Raw genomic sequence first — 14,471 nt, forward strand, 5'->3', positions numbered from 1 at the left:
CCAAGGAAGGATGCGAAATCAGGGAGGCTTAACGGTAGGTGTTCGACTGCTTGCGCCTGTTGCTGAGGAGCCAGCACACCACCAGCACCACCAGCAACCAGGGCGCCAGCTTGATGATGAGGGCAAACATGCCGGCCAAGGCGCCAAACAGCACGAAGACCCCGCTCACCAGCAGCATGGCCAGCACGGTGAATCCGGTCAGCGCCATGCCGATCAGCACCAGGATCAAGACGATAAATTCCAGCATGTTGTGCTCCTCACGGGCTTGCACTTGCCGACGGGGCGATCCGGAGATCACCCCAGCCAGCGTTGAAGTTCACGGCGGGGAGGCATGACGAGCACCCCCACCAGATAGAGCGCCAGGGCCAGCGGCGGCATCAGGATCAGGGCGAGCAGGGCCACCACCCGCACCGTCACTCTGGACACCCCCAGCCCTCTGGCAAGACCGGCGCAGACCCCGGTCAGCTTGCGATGGGCGAGATCCTTGGGCCAGGGTGTCATGGTTATGCCTCCACCTTCTGACCCTTGAGCCGGGCCAGTTCCCGCTCAATCTCGTCGTTCAGCTCCAGCTCGCGGAACTGGGCCTCGAGGGACGGATTCTGCCCCAGGGTCGCCGCCTCCAGCTGGGCCTCCAGCTGATCGACCCGGTTCTGGAAGCCGTCGAAGCGGGCCACCAGCTCGTGCATGCGCTGGTTGTCCACCTGGGCACGGGCGCGGATGCGGCTGTGGGCGGTCTGCTCGCGCAGGGTCAGCATCTTCTGCTTCTCCCGCGCCTCGGTCAGCTTGGCCGCCAGTCGCTCGCTGTCGGCGGTGAGCTGGGCCAGCACTTCGGCCACCCGCGCCTTGTCCTCTTCCAGCCGCTCGCACTGCTTCATCTCCGCCAGCTTCTCGGTGAGGGCGGCACGGGCCAGATCTTCGCGGCCCTTCTGGATGGCGAGTTCGGCCTTGGCTGCCCACTCCTGGATCTGGTTGCGCAGCGCCTGCTGATGGCGCTCCAGCTGTTTCTGTTCGGCGATGACGCGGGCGGCCTGGGTTCTCATCTCGACCTGGACCTGCTCCATCTCCTCGATCATCAGGCGCAGCATCTTCTCCGGCTCTTCGCTCTTGTCGAGCAGGCTGTGCAGGTTGGCATTGATCACGTCGGTCAGGCGGCTGAATACGCTCATGGTCTGGCTCCTTGTTGATGGGGTGTCACTCTCTTCCCATGACATTACAAGAGCCGTGCCAGAATGTTTTTGCCTTTATTTACAATTAGATGAAAGTTAACGATGGATGTTCACCGGATACAACGTGGTGAAAAAAACCAACAAGATGGTGATTTTCACCAATAAAAAAGGGAGCCAGCGGCTCCCTCTCTTCTCTGCAACCGGGCTCAGGCCGCCGGTCGATGGCCGAGCTTGCCATCCAGCTCCGCCAGCTTGGCTTCCATCTTCTCCCGGCAGGTGTCGGAGAGCTCGCGAATGCCAGCGGCGCCGTGCTCCTTGCTGCACACCGGGGCCATCACCTCCAGCAGCACCTCGCCGTTGTCCCAGCGGTTGAGATCGACCTGACCGAAGTAGCTGGAGCAGACGATGGGCACCACGGGCACCTCGGCCTGGACGGCAGTGTGGAAGGCCCCCGCCTTGAACGGCAGCAGACCACGCCCCTGGGAGCGGGTCCCCTCCGGGAACATCCAGATGGAGGTGCCGCGATGCTTGATGCGATCCACCACCTGGCCGATGGTGCCGATGGCGCGGGAGCGGTTGGAGCGGTCGATCAGCACGTTGCCGGAGAGCCAGAAGATGAGACCGAAGAAGGGGAGCCACAGCAGGCTCTTCTTGCCCACCGCCACCACGCCGGGCTGCACGGCGCCGGTCACGGTGAAGATGTCGTAGTTGCTCTGGTGATTGCAGACGTAGACCGCAGGTCCCACCGATTTGACCTCGTCGGCCACCGTCACCCGGACCTTGAGGCCGATCAGCGGGCAGACCGCATGATACATGCGGGCGAAGACATAGACGTTGTTCGGGTGGCGCGGGCGCACCAGACAAAGCAACAGGCCGAACAGGAACCAGAAGACGAGCAGCAGTGCCAGCAGCAGCACACGGGCAAGTTTGAGCATCGAACACCTCGGAATTTGACTCGGCGCAGTATACTGGTCCCCCTTTTAGCGAACAAGCGTTCGCCAGACAGAACCGACCAGCCCCGGACGTCACCGGTCACCCCGGCTTGCCCCACCCGCCATTGCCCGCTAGGATGTGGCCATCTTGATGAACGGGGCGAGCATGATTTTGCAACAACGCGCGGCGACACGACTCCTGCTGCTGGTCTGCCTGCTGGTGCTCAATTGCGCGGCCCAGCCGCTGGCCCGCCTCGCCCTGCTCGATCACGCCGTGAGTTGCCAGACCCTGCCCCAGTTCGCCTCAGCCGACGACCAGGCCGACAAGGGCACGCCCGCCAGTGTGCAGCCCAACAGCTGCCAGCTCAACGGCAAGTGGCTGAGCGCCGCCAGTCTGCTGTGCGTGGAGCAACTCTTCTTCGCCATCGCCTTCGTGATTGCCCTGCTGGTGCCCCTGTCACGGCGCGCGCCGGCACTGCCTCCCCCCATCAATGTCTCGCCGCCAGAGCGGCGACTGCACCTCACCCTCTGCGTCTGGCGGGAATGAGTTCAGCCGCGCTTTTTCAGCCTGCTGTCACTCATTTTTTTGCGAGACCCAACACATGTCGAATCTCTTCAAGGCGGCCCTGCTACTGGGCAGCCTGCTGTGGCAATCCAGCGGATTGGCCAGCGATACGGGGTGGCTCACCCGCCCCCAGAACAGTCACGCCAAGGTCAGGCTGCAAGCCGACCGCAGCGTCCCGGATCAGACCCGCATCCTGCTCGATGTCCAGCTGGCGTCAGGCTGGAAGACCTACTGGCACAGCCCGGGTGAAGGGGGCATTGCGCCCCAGATCCTGTGGGATGAGCCGGTCGGCGACTTCCAGTGGCACTGGCCCACGCCGCGCCCCTTCGAGGTGGCCGGGCTCAACACCCAGGGCTATCAGGAGCAGGTACGCTTCCCCCTGAGCCTGGGCTACCCGGCCGGGCAGCCGCTCAAGGGCACCTTGCGCCTCTCCACCTGCAGCAATGTCTGCATCCTGACCGACTACCCCTTCACCCTGGCGGCGGATGGGCAGGCGCCGGCCGGTTTTGACTTCGCCTGGGCCCGGGCCATGAGCACCCTGCCACAGACGCTGCCCGCCGACACCCGGGTCGAGCTCGGCTACCAGCACAACCAGCTGCAACTGCGGGCCGAGCGGGTCGAGGGGTGGCAGGAGCCTGCGCTCTTCATCGATGCGCTGGAGGGGGCCGAGTTCGGCAAGCCCGCGCTCGAGGTAAGCGGCACCACCCTGATTGCCCGGGTGCCGGTCAGCGATGGCTGGCAGGGGGATGCCCCTGACTTGCGTGGCCAATCCCTCGGCCTGCTGCTCACCAGCGGCGAGCAGGCCTGGCAGACCCGCGCCACCATCGCCGATCCCCTCGCCCTGCCGGCCCCGGGGCAGCCACTCCTCTGGCTGCTGGGGGCAGCGCTGCTCGGCGGTCTCATCCTCAACCTGATGCCCTGCGTGCTGCCGGTGCTGGCCCTGAAACTCGGCACCGTGCTGCAGCAGAAGCGCGAACAAGGAGGCGTGCGCAAGCAGTTCCTCGCCGCCAGCGCCGGGATCATTGCCTCATTCTGGGTGCTGGCAGCCATGAGCAGCCTGCTGCGCGCCACACAAGGGGCGGTCGGCTGGGGGATCCAGTTCCAGAGCGCCGGTTTCATCGGCTTCATGGTGCTGGTCACCCTGCTGTTTTGCGCCAACCTGCTGGGCTTGTTCGAGATAAGGTTGCCCAGCAATCTCAGCACTCGCCTCGCCACCCTCGGCGGCGAGGGGCTCGGCGGTCACTTCCTGCAGGGGAGCTTCGCCACCCTGCTGGCCACTCCCTGCTCGGCCCCCTTCCTCGGCACCGCGGTGGCCTTTGCCCTGGCGGCGCCCCTCGGCCAGCTCTGGCTCATCTTCACGGCCCTCGGCCTTGGCATGAGCCTGCCCTGGCTGCTGGTGGCGGCCCTGCCGCGCCTTGCCCTCTGGCTGCCCAAACCGGGCCGCTGGATGGGGCGGCTGCGTATTCTGCTCGGGCTGATGATGCTGGGCTCCAGCCTCTGGCTGGCGAGCCTGCTTGGCAACCATCTGGGCACCACGGCCACCGGCTGGCTGATGGCCGCCATGGTGCTGGCGCTGCTGATGGGCATCCTCTGGCGCTATGGCCTGCGCGGCTTCACGCTGGCCCTCTCCCTCTCGGCACTCATCGGCGGCGCCCTGCTGCTGGGGGGCGCCCTCACGGTGAAAGGGAGTGGCAGCGTCGATCGCATCGCCTGGCAGCCGCTCTCCGAACAGGCCATCGCCGACGCCCTGGCCCAGAACAAGCGGGTCTTCGTGGATGTGACCGCCGACTGGTGCGTCACCTGCAAGGCCAACAAATACAACGTGCTGCTGCGTGACGAGGTGCAGCGCGCCCTGTCGGCCCCGGACGTGGTGGCCCTTCGCGGCGACTGGAGCCGGCCGAGCGATGCCATCTCCGCCTTCCTGCGCCAGCGTGGCGCCGCCGCCGTTCCCTTCAACCAGATCTACGGGCCCGGCCTGCCGGAAGGGGTGATCCTCTCTCCCCTGCTGGACAAGGCCGACTTGCTCGACAGCTTGCACAAGGCCGGCCTCGTTCAGGCCGATGCCACCCATTTCTAAGGAGAATGCCATGAGACTGCGAACCCTGACCCTCTGCACTGCCCTGGTCGCCGCCACCCTGGGCACCCCCACGCTGCACGCCGCCCCCTTCACCCCGGAGCAGGAGGCCCGCATCAAGGAGCTCATTCGCGAGACCCTGATCGCCAACCCCGGGATCCTCGACGAGGCAGCCGAATCCTGGGAGAAGCAGAACGCCGCGACCCAGCAAGCCCAGATGGGTGACTTCATCAAGGGCAACCAGGATGTGCTGTTCAACAGCCCCACCAGCCCGCGCCTCGGCGCCAAGCATCCCAAGCTGACCCTAGTGCTGTTCACCGACTACAACTGCCCCTACTGCAAGCAGTTCGACCCGGCGGTCGCCAAGCTGCTCGCGGCCTATCCGGACGATCTGGGGCTGGTGATCAAGCTGCTGCCGTTCAAGGGGCAGACCTCCGCCAAGGCAGCCCAGTACAGCCTGACCCTGTGGCAACAGGATCCTGCCCGCTTCCTCCCCCTGCACGACAAGCTCATGAGCAAGCAGGGGATGCTGACCGAGACGGACATCAACAAGGCGCTGGCCGCCACCGACAACCTGGCCCTCAAGCCCGCAGGCAAGGCCACCGAAGAGCTGCGCAACAGCCTGCGCATCGGCACCCTGCTCGGCGTGCAAGGCACCCCGGCGACCCTTATCGGCAACCAGCTGGTGCCGGGTGCCATTCCCTATGACGAGCTGGAGCAGCTGGTCAAAGCCGAGCTGGCCAAGCGGAGCTAAGCCATGGCCGAGGATACAGGCATAAAGGCCCCCCGCTGGCGCCGCTGGGGCAAGGAGGCGCTCTGGCTGCTGCTGATGGCGCTCGTCATCACCACCCTGGTGGATCTGTGGCGCAGCCCCACCCTGCCGGCGGGGGCCATGGAGGCCCCCTTCACCCTGCAGGACGGCACCACCACCACGCTGGCCGAGCAGAGCCGCGGCAAGCCCCTGCTGGTCTACTACTGGGCCAGCTGGTGCGGGGAGTGCCGCTTCACCACTCCCACGGTGGAGCAGCTCTGGCAGGAGGGCGAAAATGTGCTGACGGTGGCCCTGCGCTCCGGCAGCGATGAGCCGTTGCGCGCCGGGATGGCGAAGAAGGGGCTGACCTTCCCCACCCACAACGACGAGTCCGGGGATCTGGCCGCCCGCTGGCAGGTGGGGGTGACACCAACCTTCCTCGTCATCAAGGATGGGGCTCTGGTGAGCAGCACCACCGGCTGGAGCAGCGCCTGGGGGCTCAGGTTGCGGCTGCTCTGGGCAAGCTGGTAGTCCCCTTCATGCCAGAGATGCAAAGAGCCCGGTATCGCTACCGGGCTCTTTTTCATCAGAGGGCTGACAACCCGCCCTATTGGGCGGCCTCCATCGCCCGCTTCTCCAGATTGGCCTTGATGTCGAGACGCTCAGACTCCCCGATCACCCCGTCACCGTTCTTGTCCAGGCGAGAGAAGAGCGCCTCCTGCCGCGCCATGAACTGGGCCCTGGTGGTCTCCCGCGACGGCTTGAGCTGGCTCATCCGCTCCGGGACCGGCTTGCCAGCCTGTTGCATCACGCCAGCCAGCTTTGCCAGGTTGGCCTCTTTCTCGGCAACCGACAGCACGCCGTCACCGTTTTTGTCTTGCAGGGCAAAGCGCTGGGCGGCGCGCTCCATGAACTGGGCCCTGGTGACATCCCCCATCAGCGGCGAGACGGGCAATATGTCGCTGGCAGAGGCGGCACTGCCTGCCAGCGCGAGCACGAAAAACGCGGACTTGACCATGGCGATGACTCCTTGTGACGGCAGAATCCGGATGGTTCGGACAAGAGGGGGCCGGGCAACGCCGGGGCCTGCCGCCCCCCTCTGCCAGTGTAGCCCCACCGCCATCTCGCACCGCCCGCTCTTTTCGTACAGAAAGACCGCACTTTCATGGCAGAGGCGCCGGCTTTCCGTTAAAATCTCCGGTTTTTGCCGAGCCTGGTTTGCCGACGTTGCGCCACCAGGTCGACACAGGATGAATTCCACCATGCCAGTGAGGCAGGATCCGTCATGAACAACTACTTCCGGGTGTTGGGCGTCAAGTCCAACGCCAGTGAAAACGACATCAAAAAAGCCTATCGACGGCTGTCGAACCAGTACCACCCCGACAAGCTGCACGGGGCGAGCGAAGAAGAGAAAGAGCAGGCAGCCGCCCGGCTGCACCAGGTAAAGCAGGCTTATGAAGTGCTGTCCGATCCGAAACAGCGGGCCGCCTTTATCAAGGATTTCAACAACGTCATCGTGACCGATCCCGCTGCTGCCATGCAGGAGATGTGGGACCAGTTCTACCCCTGAGCCACCAGGCAAGAAGAGCGACTATGCAAAAAAAATGGGACCAGGCACGGCTCAAGGCCCTGCAAAGCGATGCCAGCGAGAACATCGAATCCTACCGGGATCAGGACGACCCCAAGGGGCTCGAGCAGTTCACCGACCAGATGAAGGCCCTGCTGCTGGCCGACATGAGCATGCTGGAGTTCATGCCCGAATACCTGCCGCTTGCCCTCTATGGCCGGGTGCAGTTCCCGCCCAAGGCCAAGTCGCAGTGGAACAAGTGGCTCGCCAGCGGCGAGCAGCCCTCCTGGGACGAGTTCAAGGTGAGCGTCGGCTTCAACAACGCCATCCTGCCGCTGGTCAAGGCGGTGCGGGCACAGAGCGAAGATCAGCTGATGGAAGCCTGCGCCGTGCTGTTCCTCCTGGACAACCCGCTGCCCCGCGGCAGCCACCGCGCTGATGACGACTATGAGCTGCGGGACGAAGAAGAGGAAGACGGGGAAGATGCCGACGCCGATTACCACGGCGGCAGTGGCCGCTATGGTGATGACGACGGCGATCAGGATATGTACGACGAAGTCCGTTTCTAATTGGGGCAAGGCATGAGCAACAGTCTGATAGAAATTACCGCCATCGAGATCAAAGAGCTGGCCGTCATCGAGCCGAAGCAGGCCAGCGAGAAGTTCGAGCTGATCGCCAAGACCATGTCTGACGACCAGTTGGCAGAAGTGATTGAAAACATTGATATCGTTACCCTGACCCAGATCAACGGCCAGCACGACATCTCCTTCCCTTCCATCATCTCCGAGCTGATGACCCCGGAGCGGATCCGCGACATCGTCTGCCAGCAGCCGCTCTACTGGGAAGAGGCGATCAAGAACAACGCCGACGAGCTGCAACAGCACACCTTCGACTTCCTCAACTACCTGATCCGCACCCAGGAGAGCGAAGCCAAGCAGCGGGAGATCCTCGAGTGCGTGGCCGAGGATCCGGCCGGTCTCTTCTACCTCGCCATCCCCTTTATCGAGTTCTATCGCGGCGATCGCTATGAAGAGGACGAGGGCTATCGCGACGTGCTGCACGCCGAAGAGGAAGATCTCGAAGAGTCCCTGCGCTACAGCGAGCGCCAGCAGGCCGAAGACAGCCACGACTACGCGCTGGACGACCCCCGCAGCCTCTTGATGCTCATTCGCGAGCTGGCCCCCGAGGTGGAAAAATCCATCAAGTCGCTGCTGCGCAACGAACACTCCACCTGGGACGGCATCATCAACAAGTTTGCCGCCGAGCTGGTGATGCAGGCCAAAGAGAAGAACAAGGTCGAGGAAGACGAGTACGGCGACGTCGACGACATGTTCAGCTTTCTGGATTAAGGAGCCCATTCATGCAGTTAGTCATTCGCGATGCCAACCAGGGCCCCTTTCTGAGCCAGGTGCTGCGCTTTGGCCGCGACAACGAACTCTTGAGTCAGCAGCAGCTCGCCGCCATCAAAGGCAAGGCGGTGCTGATGAGCCTCAAATTCGCCGACAAGTACTACAACAAGTACAAGATGCACCTGCTGGAGCAGGCCGCCCACGACGTCATCGGCGTGGTGAGCCTCGGTCTGCAGGAGCTCTCCCAACGGGATCCGGCCAAGGCACTGGCCCTGTTGCAGGCGCCAGAAGGCCCCATCAAGCCGTTCCAGAAGGGCTGGTCCATGCTCATCACCGTCAGCCCCAAGCAGGCTGGCAACAGCCTCTACGGTGACGTGGATGCGCGCCTGCTGGACAAGATCTCCAGCCCCCCCGATGTGGAGGAGTGGCAAGGGTGGCAGGAGTACGAGAAGGCGCTGACCGAGCACAACAAGAGCCGCCTGATGGCGCTCATCGACCAGCACTTCTTCGCCTGCGAGAGCGACCACCCCACCATGGAGGACAAGCTGGCCGAGGCGCTGCTCTACCGCATCCTCTGCGGCAAGGGCAGTGGCGCCGCCCCCCTCAAGGTGAAGCAGGATCTCAAGCGCAAGCTGGCGCGGGAGATTGAGCTCGACGAGGGCTGGTACGACACCGACTACCTCGCCGCCCAGCTCACCCTGATGCTGAGCGCGTTGCCCGCCGACATGGCCGCCGCCCTGCGTCAGGAGCTGAGCCCGGGCTTTGTGCCCAACCTGCTGCATACCCTGGGGTTTGTGCGTCAGTACCAGCAGTTGCAAAAAGAGGACGCCTCGCCGGAGAAGCTCGACAACATGGAGATGCGCGCCGGGATCCGCCACCCCCTGCTCGGCTGGCCCCTCTACCACGACTTCTAAGGGGCCATACCCCCTTGCAGGACGGCCCCCGCCGCTCCTCCCCACAACGCCCGGCTTGCCGGGCGTTGTGCTATCTGCCTGGCAGTAGCCGCCGCCGAACAAGCACTGCCAATAGAACACGCCCCTATATAAGCACCAACGTACAACCAACCCAATTGTAAGGCGTCGAGCGCTTCTCTCGGAACGCTCGCAGGTCATTGCAACCATACCCGTATCGGCCCAGTCAATTTCGAAGGGGGGTCGCCGATCTCTGTGTAACAGAAGCGCTCACCTCTTAAATGCTGTCATTTTGATACACAGTCGCACTCCAATATTGGCTGCCGTTACCTGTTTGGCGAGTCCATCCATCTGCCTCCAGTTGTCTGGCGATCATTCGATTCATAAAGCCATGACCGAGCAGCAGCACCGGTCCTTCGCTGGCAAGGGATTGAAGTCGTTGAGCTGTCGTGCTGGCGCGCATCTTCGCAGTGCCGACAGATTCGACTCTGTGTGAGTAACCCCACAACCATAAAATTCGCAGGATAAACGCCCAGGCAAACGGCGATAGCCGTGGCAGTATCCAGTGGCCATAAGGCAGTTGCGCTTCACAAAATAGCCCGTCGATGAGGGCGGGCTTCAGGCCGAGAGCCTGGACTGAGGTCAGCGCGCGAGGCAAGTTGCTCGAGACTATTACCTTGGCGGTGGCGGCGAGTTGCCTGCTGGCATCCGGGACGGGGTACTTGGTAATGTCGGAACTGTCGTACTGCTCGATCCAATCTTTCATCTCGAGCGCTGACATTTTGTCGGTTCCGGCCAGCTTTGGCTGGCCGTGACGCATCAGGATTATTTTCTGCTCACTGTCTCACTGTCCGTTTACGCCCTTGTCCTGATGTGTTCCAAACCAACCGTGATCACGGTACCACACCACTGTGTCGGTGATGGTTTGCTCCAACGCCCGGAAACGCAGATCAAGTTCTCGCTCACTTTTGCCGTGATTGAAACAGGTGCGGTCCTTTTCTCGTATCAACAGGCGCAACGTAGCCATGCTCAGCAGAATGGGCTTGCCAGTAATACGCGCGTAGACCTCCTGCACCGCCGCCAAGGCGTATAAAAAGGGCAGCGGCAGTTGTCGAACGGGTGTCTTGACGCCAGCGATGCGCCCAAGAACAGGTATCAGCTCACGCATTGTCATATGCCGGCCCGCAGCGAGATAGCGCTCACCCCGGCGCCCATACTTGGCTGCAGCGATCAACGCCAATACCACATCGCGAGCATCGACAACGGAGAAGCTACCGGGGATAAGTCCGGGCAATTTGCCGCGTACGACATCGTTGACCAACTGTCCCGAGGAGGTCGGGCCAATGTCGGCAGGACCCCACATCCAGCCAGGCAGGACCATGCAGGCATGCATCTCGGGATGGGCTTCCAGGAACGACAGGACGACACGGTCGGCGAAGATCTTGCTGCGGTAATAGTCATCCGCGTCAGCGTCGGCCCGCAGACAGCTTTCATCAATTGACGTGCCGGGTGCGCCGTCGAGCACGGCAATGGAAGACGTATGGATAAACCGTCTTATGCCAGCGCTGTAGGCCTGGCCAAGCAGGTTCCGTGTACCTGACACATTAATCTTGTCGAGCTCCTCCCAGTGACTGCCGCCCTTGTAGCAGTCGCGAAAGTACGCTGCAGTGTGGAACACCGTATCACAGCCTTGTAGCGACGCAGCGAACGCATCGACATCAGCCATGTCACCCACCACCAGTTCCACACCCGGCAAATCCTTGAACTGTTGTTCACCTTTGGCTCTTGAACGAACCAGGGCTTTGACTGCGTGACCACGAGCGACCAATTCACGCACCAGGTTGTTGCCCAGCAAGCCGGTCGCGCCAGTGACAAATGTGTTATGCATGCATCACCCCTCAATCTGGTCGGCTAACGGCATCAATACCACACTGTCGAAGAAAACTTCTTCACGTATGACCAAGCCGTCTCTGAAGGTCAGGTGTGCGGCGTAATACAAGGTAATGTGGCGCCCATGAGGTGGAATCACCCGGTCCGACAGCACTAATGGTGCAGTGAAGGTGCCGGTCAGGAAGACGATCAGTGCCAAACGATCGTCAGTGACAACAAATGGGCTCAAGATCACTTGGGCATCAGGGAATGCTTCGAGTAGCGCCAGCTCTCGCTTCTGCATGGCCTCACGACCTGTTTGTATCCCTATGCCATCGAAGTAGATAACGTCTTCGGAAACCAGTGCAAGCATCGCCTCCAGGTCTCGGCGATTAAAGGCGCTGGCGGCGCATGCCGCATAGCCATTGGAACCAGTTGTCATACAGTCCATTCCATTCTTTTCGAGGGAGTGTAGATATACCGTTGACGCCGCTATCTAAAAACAGCGACTACTGCATAATGGCTTTGCAAATTTGCAGATCAGGCAAGATATGGAGCATGGCTTTGCAAGCAAACTGGGACGATCTTCGCCTGTTGTTGGCAGTCTCGCGACGTGGCAGCTTTCTTCAGGCTGGCCAATTGCTGGGGATCGCAGCCTCTACTGTGGCGCGACGGCTGACTCAGCTTGAAGGCGCACTGGGCGAGCCACTCGTCGAGCGGGGAGTTGAAGGATGCAGATTGACCCCGCGAGGCCAATCCCTCGTGGACGTTGCCCTGGCTGCAGAAGCAGGCTTGAGACGTCAAACCGTGACGGGCATGTCCGAACCGCACACCGTGCTATCTGGCAATATAGTGGTCAGTGCAGGAGAGGGGTTCTCGTCTTGCGTGCTGGAGGCCGCGAGTCGCTTCACCACTCTGCATCCGCGATGCTCGGTGGAGTTGCTGGTCACAGCCGATTTTCACAAGATCGTCCGCGGCGCCGCAGACATTGCTGTACGCACGACTCATCTGGGCGAACCTTCGCTTATTTATCGCTTCATAGACAGGCTCGCTTATGGTGTCTTCGCCGATGCAGCTTATCTGAAGCGGTTTCCGGGGCTGACTCCAGCCACTGCGGTCAATATTGGCCTGCTTCCTCCGCTGGACATGTTGCCTCAAATGCGTGCGGCAAAGGCCGCAGGTCTGGACCACACGCCGATCAGCGTGAGCTCGTTCGCTGTTCAACTCGAATCGGTGAGGCGAGGTATGGGCGTGGCGGTGCTGCCCCGTATTCTGGCGAAGGGTCTGATCGGATTGTTCCCGGAACTCCAGCTTCCAGATATGGAGGTCTATCTGGTGACCCGGCCGCAGGTATTGAAACAGGCTCACATAAAATGTTTTTTTGTCATCCTGGAGAAGGTTCTTATTGAAGCCCTGTCCATGAGCAGTGTCGAAGATCACCTCTTGGGAGACGCGCCGAAATGAGTGCGTCATATACAGGACCTTCAGATTCAACCAATTGAAATAGATATAAAAACACTTCGTTTGTGATCTCGTTTATCGCCACACAAAATCAACACGCGCGAAGCCTATGACCATTATCAATGCTAATGACTAACTTCTGGGTCCCGCCGTACTCGAGCACATTGCTCGGCTGGCCCCTCTACCACGACTTCTAGGGCGCGTGTTCGCCGCCATCCTGTCGCATCACAACGCCCGGCCCGCCGGGTGTTGCGGTGTCTGGCCGGCGGACATCCTGGTCGGACTACCTCGTTAGCCTAATTGGTCCCGTTTTTGGCAGGGATATAATGACTCCCCCATACAAGCCGCCGGGGAGCCAGGCGTGAGCAGAAAGCCGGACCGCATGACCGCCATGCAGCAGATCATCGACGCCGTGAAGGCGGAATTTCCGCTCTATCAACCGGATACCTTCAAATGCGGGCCGGACAACACCTGCATCGGCTGCCCCAAGAAGCTGATGGAGCTGGTGGATACGGACCTCTGCTACTGGCAATATCAGATCGATCGCGGCATCCCGCCCAGCTTCGACGAGCTCAACCGCTTCGGCAAGATGTGCAAAAATATCCGCCGGGCCCTGGTGCGCAATGGCCGCATTCCCGCCTGATGAGAAGCAATATGCTGCCTTCATCGGTGTTTTGTGATGGTTTTATCCACCAGAATGAATCACCACCTTATTTAATGGCTAGGTACGCCTTATGCACCGCCTATCGTGCTGATGGCCGACGCAGGTTCATTGCCCCAAGGAGCACAATATGACTCAGGAAAGCATCCAGACCCGCTACACGCTGGATCCCGCCCTTGCCAGCGCCACCGAGCTGGAGCAAGCCATCTCCCGGGCCATCGAGGCCAACAAGCAGGATTTCTTCCCCCTGCTGGAGCGGCTGGTGGATGTGGGCGACAGCCGGGTCAAGCTCAGCCAGAAGGAGCCCCTGCGGGTGCTGGGGGTGGAACTCGACGAGGCTCGCACCGGCGGCACTGCCCGCCTTGGCTACGAATCCAACTTTTCCGAGAGCTGCCGCCTTATCGACGAATACGACCAGCACCAGACCAGCGTGGCCTTCACCCTCGACGGAGATCAGCTTGTTTTCGATCTTGAGCTGCCCATCGAGTGGAACTTCGACAACTAGGGCTACTCCCCGCCTTCGCTCAGCGTCCTGCCCATCACAAAAAAGGAGCCTTGCCGGCTCCTTTTTCAATAATTCACCGCATCGCGCGGCTCCTCCCGCCCTCTGCGTCACCCCTCAGGTGAGGTAGTTCAGGTGAGGTAGTAACGCCACGACCGGACCGGCTCGGCGTAACCGACCCGGATGCAGAAGGGCGCCAGCTCGTGATTGGCCTGCTCCAGGCTGAGGGACTGGTGAGTATCCTCCCGACACCACTGCACGAACTCGTCGCTGTTGAAGCTGTAGTGATCCCCGTGAAAGACTCCGTGGGCCTCGATAAGCCCTATGGCTTTCTCAGTATTCATGTCTGGCCTCCTGGCACTGGGGTGTCCTCTTCCAGTTTAGGCCCCGGGCAGGAAGTTGGCAGGGTCAGGGGGTGATGGTCCACATAGCGCTATCCATCCCGCTCTCGCGAAAATCTATGACCACGGGATACTCGGTGCCACAGCGCATCACCGTCCAGCGATCTAACTACTCGCAACCTAGGCTGTGTTCTCAAAATGCTGGTTTTCTGTCCACACATAACTCGCGCAAGTAGCGAAGGCAAAAAGCCAGTTTGATAAAGGCTGCAAAACTCTTGGCTAGCTTTTCATATCTCGTTGAAAACCGGCGAAACTTCTTCAA

At 61.6% G+C, this 14,471-nt stretch carries 20 protein-coding genes and 1 pseudogene; 11 read left to right on the forward strand and 10 right to left on the reverse strand.

Annotated features, from left to right (window positions below; all coding sequences use genetic code 11):
• Nucleotides 1-28 precede the first annotated feature (28 nt).
• The 4 genes from pspG to PG879_RS03880 all read right to left on the reverse strand — a co-directional run bounded on the left by pspG (nt 29) and on the right by PG879_RS03880 (nt 2,101).
• Entirely contained in the window at nt 29-247 is a 219-nt protein-coding gene (gene pspG / locus PG879_RS03865) for an envelope stress response protein PspG (RefSeq protein WP_010672797.1), read from the reverse strand.
• Between the two features lie 47 nt (nt 248-294).
• Complete coding sequence (locus PG879_RS03870) at nt 295-501, reverse strand: PspC domain-containing protein (RefSeq protein WP_010672796.1); 207 nt, start codon at nt 499-501, stop codon at nt 295-297.
• A gap of 2 nt (nt 502-503) precedes the next feature.
• Nucleotides 504-1,166 carry a phage shock protein PspA gene (gene pspA, locus PG879_RS03875; RefSeq protein WP_010672795.1) on the reverse strand — a complete coding sequence of 221 codons (663 nt, stop codon included), beginning with the start codon at nt 1,164-1,166 and terminating at the stop codon, nt 504-506.
• Nucleotides 1,167-1,372: 206 nt separating this feature from the next.
• Complete coding sequence (locus PG879_RS03880; protein WP_039039739.1) at nt 1,373-2,101, reverse strand: 1-acylglycerol-3-phosphate O-acyltransferase; 729 nt, start codon at nt 2,099-2,101, stop codon at nt 1,373-1,375.
• Between the two features lie 163 nt (nt 2,102-2,264).
• Here PG879_RS03880 and PG879_RS03885 point away from each other — a divergent pair, with 163 nt between their 5' ends.
• Genes PG879_RS03885 through PG879_RS03900 form a run of 4 tightly spaced genes read left to right on the forward strand, consistent with a single transcriptional unit; the run spans nt 2,265 to nt 6,019 of the window.
• The gene (locus PG879_RS03885; protein ID WP_039039817.1) at nt 2,265-2,645 is read left to right on the forward strand and encodes a hypothetical protein; all 381 of its coding nucleotides are present in this window, start codon (nt 2,265-2,267) and stop codon (nt 2,643-2,645) included.
• Nucleotides 2,646-2,700: 55 nt separating this feature from the next.
• The gene (locus PG879_RS03890) at nt 2,701-4,740 is read left to right on the forward strand and encodes a protein-disulfide reductase DsbD family protein (RefSeq protein ID WP_270829786.1); all 2,040 of its coding nucleotides are present in this window, start codon (nt 2,701-2,703) and stop codon (nt 4,738-4,740) included.
• 10 nt (nt 4,741-4,750) lie between these two features.
• Nucleotides 4,751-5,491, forward strand: coding sequence for a DsbA family protein (locus PG879_RS03895; protein WP_113069041.1), 741 nt, complete (start codon nt 4,751-4,753; stop codon nt 5,489-5,491).
• 3 nt (nt 5,492-5,494) lie between these two features.
• Nucleotides 5,495-6,019, forward strand: a complete 525-nt coding sequence (locus PG879_RS03900; RefSeq protein WP_270829787.1) for a protein disulfide oxidoreductase — start codon at nt 5,495-5,497, stop codon at nt 6,017-6,019.
• A gap of 76 nt (nt 6,020-6,095) precedes the next feature.
• On the opposite strand, the gene PG879_RS03905 is transcribed toward PG879_RS03900, so the two are convergent.
• Nucleotides 6,096-6,506, reverse strand: a complete 411-nt coding sequence (locus tag PG879_RS03905) for an EF-hand domain-containing protein (RefSeq protein ID WP_041212307.1) — start codon at nt 6,504-6,506, stop codon at nt 6,096-6,098.
• 267 nt (nt 6,507-6,773) lie between these two features.
• On the opposite strand from PG879_RS03905, the gene atcJ reads away from it, so the two are divergent.
• From atcJ to atcC, 4 genes are read left to right on the forward strand one after another with little or no spacing between them, the layout of a single operon-like run.
• Nucleotides 6,774-7,058 (forward strand): cold adaptation protein ActJcold adaptation protein ActJ, encoded by a 285-nt coding sequence (gene atcJ, locus PG879_RS03910; protein WP_024943298.1) that lies wholly within the window; start codon nt 6,774-6,776, stop codon nt 7,056-7,058.
• A 23-nt stretch (nt 7,059-7,081) separates the two neighbouring features.
• The gene (atcA, locus tag PG879_RS03915; RefSeq protein ID WP_270829788.1) at nt 7,082-7,624 is read left to right on the forward strand and encodes a cold adaptation protein AtcA; all 543 of its coding nucleotides are present in this window, start codon (nt 7,082-7,084) and stop codon (nt 7,622-7,624) included.
• 12 nt (nt 7,625-7,636) lie between these two features.
• The gene (atcB, locus tag PG879_RS03920) at nt 7,637-8,404 is read left to right on the forward strand and encodes a cold adaptation protein AtcB (RefSeq protein WP_010672787.1); all 768 of its coding nucleotides are present in this window, start codon (nt 7,637-7,639) and stop codon (nt 8,402-8,404) included.
• 11 nt (nt 8,405-8,415) lie between these two features.
• On the forward strand, nt 8,416-9,318 hold the full coding sequence (gene atcC, locus PG879_RS03925) for a cold adaptation protein AtcC (RefSeq protein WP_202016056.1): 903 nt from the start codon (nt 8,416-8,418) through the stop codon (nt 9,316-9,318).
• 274 nt (nt 9,319-9,592) lie between these two features.
• Here the strand turns inward: atcC and PG879_RS03930 are convergent, their stop codons facing one another.
• The 3 genes from PG879_RS03930 to PG879_RS03940 form a co-directional block, all read right to left on the reverse strand.
• The gene (locus PG879_RS03930) at nt 9,593-10,096 is read right to left on the reverse strand and encodes a histidine phosphatase family protein (protein ID WP_270829789.1); all 504 of its coding nucleotides are present in this window, start codon (nt 10,094-10,096) and stop codon (nt 9,593-9,595) included.
• 63 nt (nt 10,097-10,159) lie between these two features.
• A complete protein-coding gene (locus tag PG879_RS03935; RefSeq protein WP_270829790.1) occupies nt 10,160-11,203 on the reverse strand; it encodes an SDR family oxidoreductase in 1,044 nt (347 codons plus the stop codon).
• A gap of 3 nt (nt 11,204-11,206) precedes the next feature.
• Nucleotides 11,207-11,626, reverse strand: a complete 420-nt coding sequence (locus PG879_RS03940; protein ID WP_103260887.1) for an ester cyclase — start codon at nt 11,624-11,626, stop codon at nt 11,207-11,209.
• A 116-nt stretch (nt 11,627-11,742) separates the two neighbouring features.
• On the opposite strand from PG879_RS03940, the gene PG879_RS03945 reads away from it, so the two are divergent.
• From PG879_RS03945 to PG879_RS03955, 3 genes are all read left to right on the forward strand, one after another.
• A complete protein-coding gene (locus PG879_RS03945; RefSeq protein ID WP_270829792.1) occupies nt 11,743-12,648 on the forward strand; it encodes a LysR family transcriptional regulator in 906 nt (301 codons plus the stop codon).
• 388 nt (nt 12,649-13,036) lie between these two features.
• Nucleotides 13,037-13,288, forward strand: coding sequence for a hypothetical protein (locus tag PG879_RS03950; protein WP_039039818.1), 252 nt, complete (start codon nt 13,037-13,039; stop codon nt 13,286-13,288).
• 148 nt (nt 13,289-13,436) lie between these two features.
• Nucleotides 13,437-13,811 carry a hypothetical protein gene (locus PG879_RS03955; protein WP_042014970.1) on the forward strand — a complete coding sequence of 125 codons (375 nt, stop codon included), beginning with the start codon at nt 13,437-13,439 and terminating at the stop codon, nt 13,809-13,811.
• Between the two features lie 128 nt (nt 13,812-13,939).
• Here PG879_RS03955 and PG879_RS03960 read toward each other — a convergent pair whose 3' ends face one another.
• A complete protein-coding gene (locus tag PG879_RS03960; protein ID WP_270829793.1) occupies nt 13,940-14,152 on the reverse strand; it encodes a hypothetical protein in 213 nt (70 codons plus the stop codon).
• 190 nt (nt 14,153-14,342) lie between these two features.
• Nucleotides 14,343-14,471 (reverse strand): annotated as a pseudogene (locus PG879_RS03965) (IS5-like element ISAs34 family transposase); the annotation flags it as partial.

The organism is Aeromonas sp. QDB63, from assembly GCF_027707425.1.
Taxonomy (GTDB): domain Bacteria; phylum Pseudomonadota; class Gammaproteobacteria; order Enterobacterales; family Aeromonadaceae; genus Aeromonas; species Aeromonas caviae.

Coding starts and splice junctions, on each gene's coding strand:
- pspA (WP_010672795.1), bottom strand. CDS start 1,166: ATGAGCGTATTCAGCCGCCTGACCGACGTGATCAATGCCAACCTGCAC.
- PG879_RS03945 (WP_270829792.1), top strand. CDS start 11,743: ATGGCTTTGCAAGCAAACTGGGACGATCTTCGCCTGTTGTTGGCAGTC.
- PG879_RS03885 (WP_039039817.1), top strand. CDS start 2,265: ATGATTTTGCAACAACGCGCGGCGACACGACTCCTGCTGCTGGTCTGC.
- atcA (WP_270829788.1), top strand. CDS start 7,082: ATGCAAAAAAAATGGGACCAGGCACGGCTCAAGGCCCTGCAAAGCGAT.
- atcC (WP_202016056.1), top strand. CDS start 8,416: ATGCAGTTAGTCATTCGCGATGCCAACCAGGGCCCCTTTCTGAGCCAG.
- atcB (WP_010672787.1), top strand. CDS start 7,637: ATGAGCAACAGTCTGATAGAAATTACCGCCATCGAGATCAAAGAGCTG.
- atcJ (WP_024943298.1), top strand. CDS start 6,774: ATGAACAACTACTTCCGGGTGTTGGGCGTCAAGTCCAACGCCAGTGAA.
- PG879_RS03895 (WP_113069041.1), top strand. CDS start 4,751: ATGAGACTGCGAACCCTGACCCTCTGCACTGCCCTGGTCGCCGCCACC.
- PG879_RS03905 (WP_041212307.1), bottom strand. CDS start 6,506: ATGGTCAAGTCCGCGTTTTTCGTGCTCGCGCTGGCAGGCAGTGCCGCC.
- PG879_RS03890 (WP_270829786.1), top strand. CDS start 2,701: ATGTCGAATCTCTTCAAGGCGGCCCTGCTACTGGGCAGCCTGCTGTGG.
- PG879_RS03950 (WP_039039818.1), top strand. CDS start 13,037: ATGCAGCAGATCATCGACGCCGTGAAGGCGGAATTTCCGCTCTATCAA.
- PG879_RS03900 (WP_270829787.1), top strand. CDS start 5,495: ATGGCCGAGGATACAGGCATAAAGGCCCCCCGCTGGCGCCGCTGGGGC.
- PG879_RS03935 (WP_270829790.1), bottom strand. CDS start 11,203: ATGCATAACACATTTGTCACTGGCGCGACCGGCTTGCTGGGCAACAAC.
- PG879_RS03955 (WP_042014970.1), top strand. CDS start 13,437: ATGACTCAGGAAAGCATCCAGACCCGCTACACGCTGGATCCCGCCCTT.
- PG879_RS03880 (WP_039039739.1), bottom strand. CDS start 2,101: ATGCTCAAACTTGCCCGTGTGCTGCTGCTGGCACTGCTGCTCGTCTTC.
- PG879_RS03940 (WP_103260887.1), bottom strand. CDS start 11,626: ATGACAACTGGTTCCAATGGCTATGCGGCATGCGCCGCCAGCGCCTTT.
- PG879_RS03930 (WP_270829789.1), bottom strand. CDS start 10,096: ATGTCAGCGCTCGAGATGAAAGATTGGATCGAGCAGTACGACAGTTCC.
- PG879_RS03870 (WP_010672796.1), bottom strand. CDS start 501: ATGACACCCTGGCCCAAGGATCTCGCCCATCGCAAGCTGACCGGGGTC.
- pspG (WP_010672797.1), bottom strand. CDS start 247: ATGCTGGAATTTATCGTCTTGATCCTGGTGCTGATCGGCATGGCGCTG.
- PG879_RS03960 (WP_270829793.1), bottom strand. CDS start 14,152: ATGAATACTGAGAAAGCCATAGGGCTTATCGAGGCCCACGGAGTCTTT.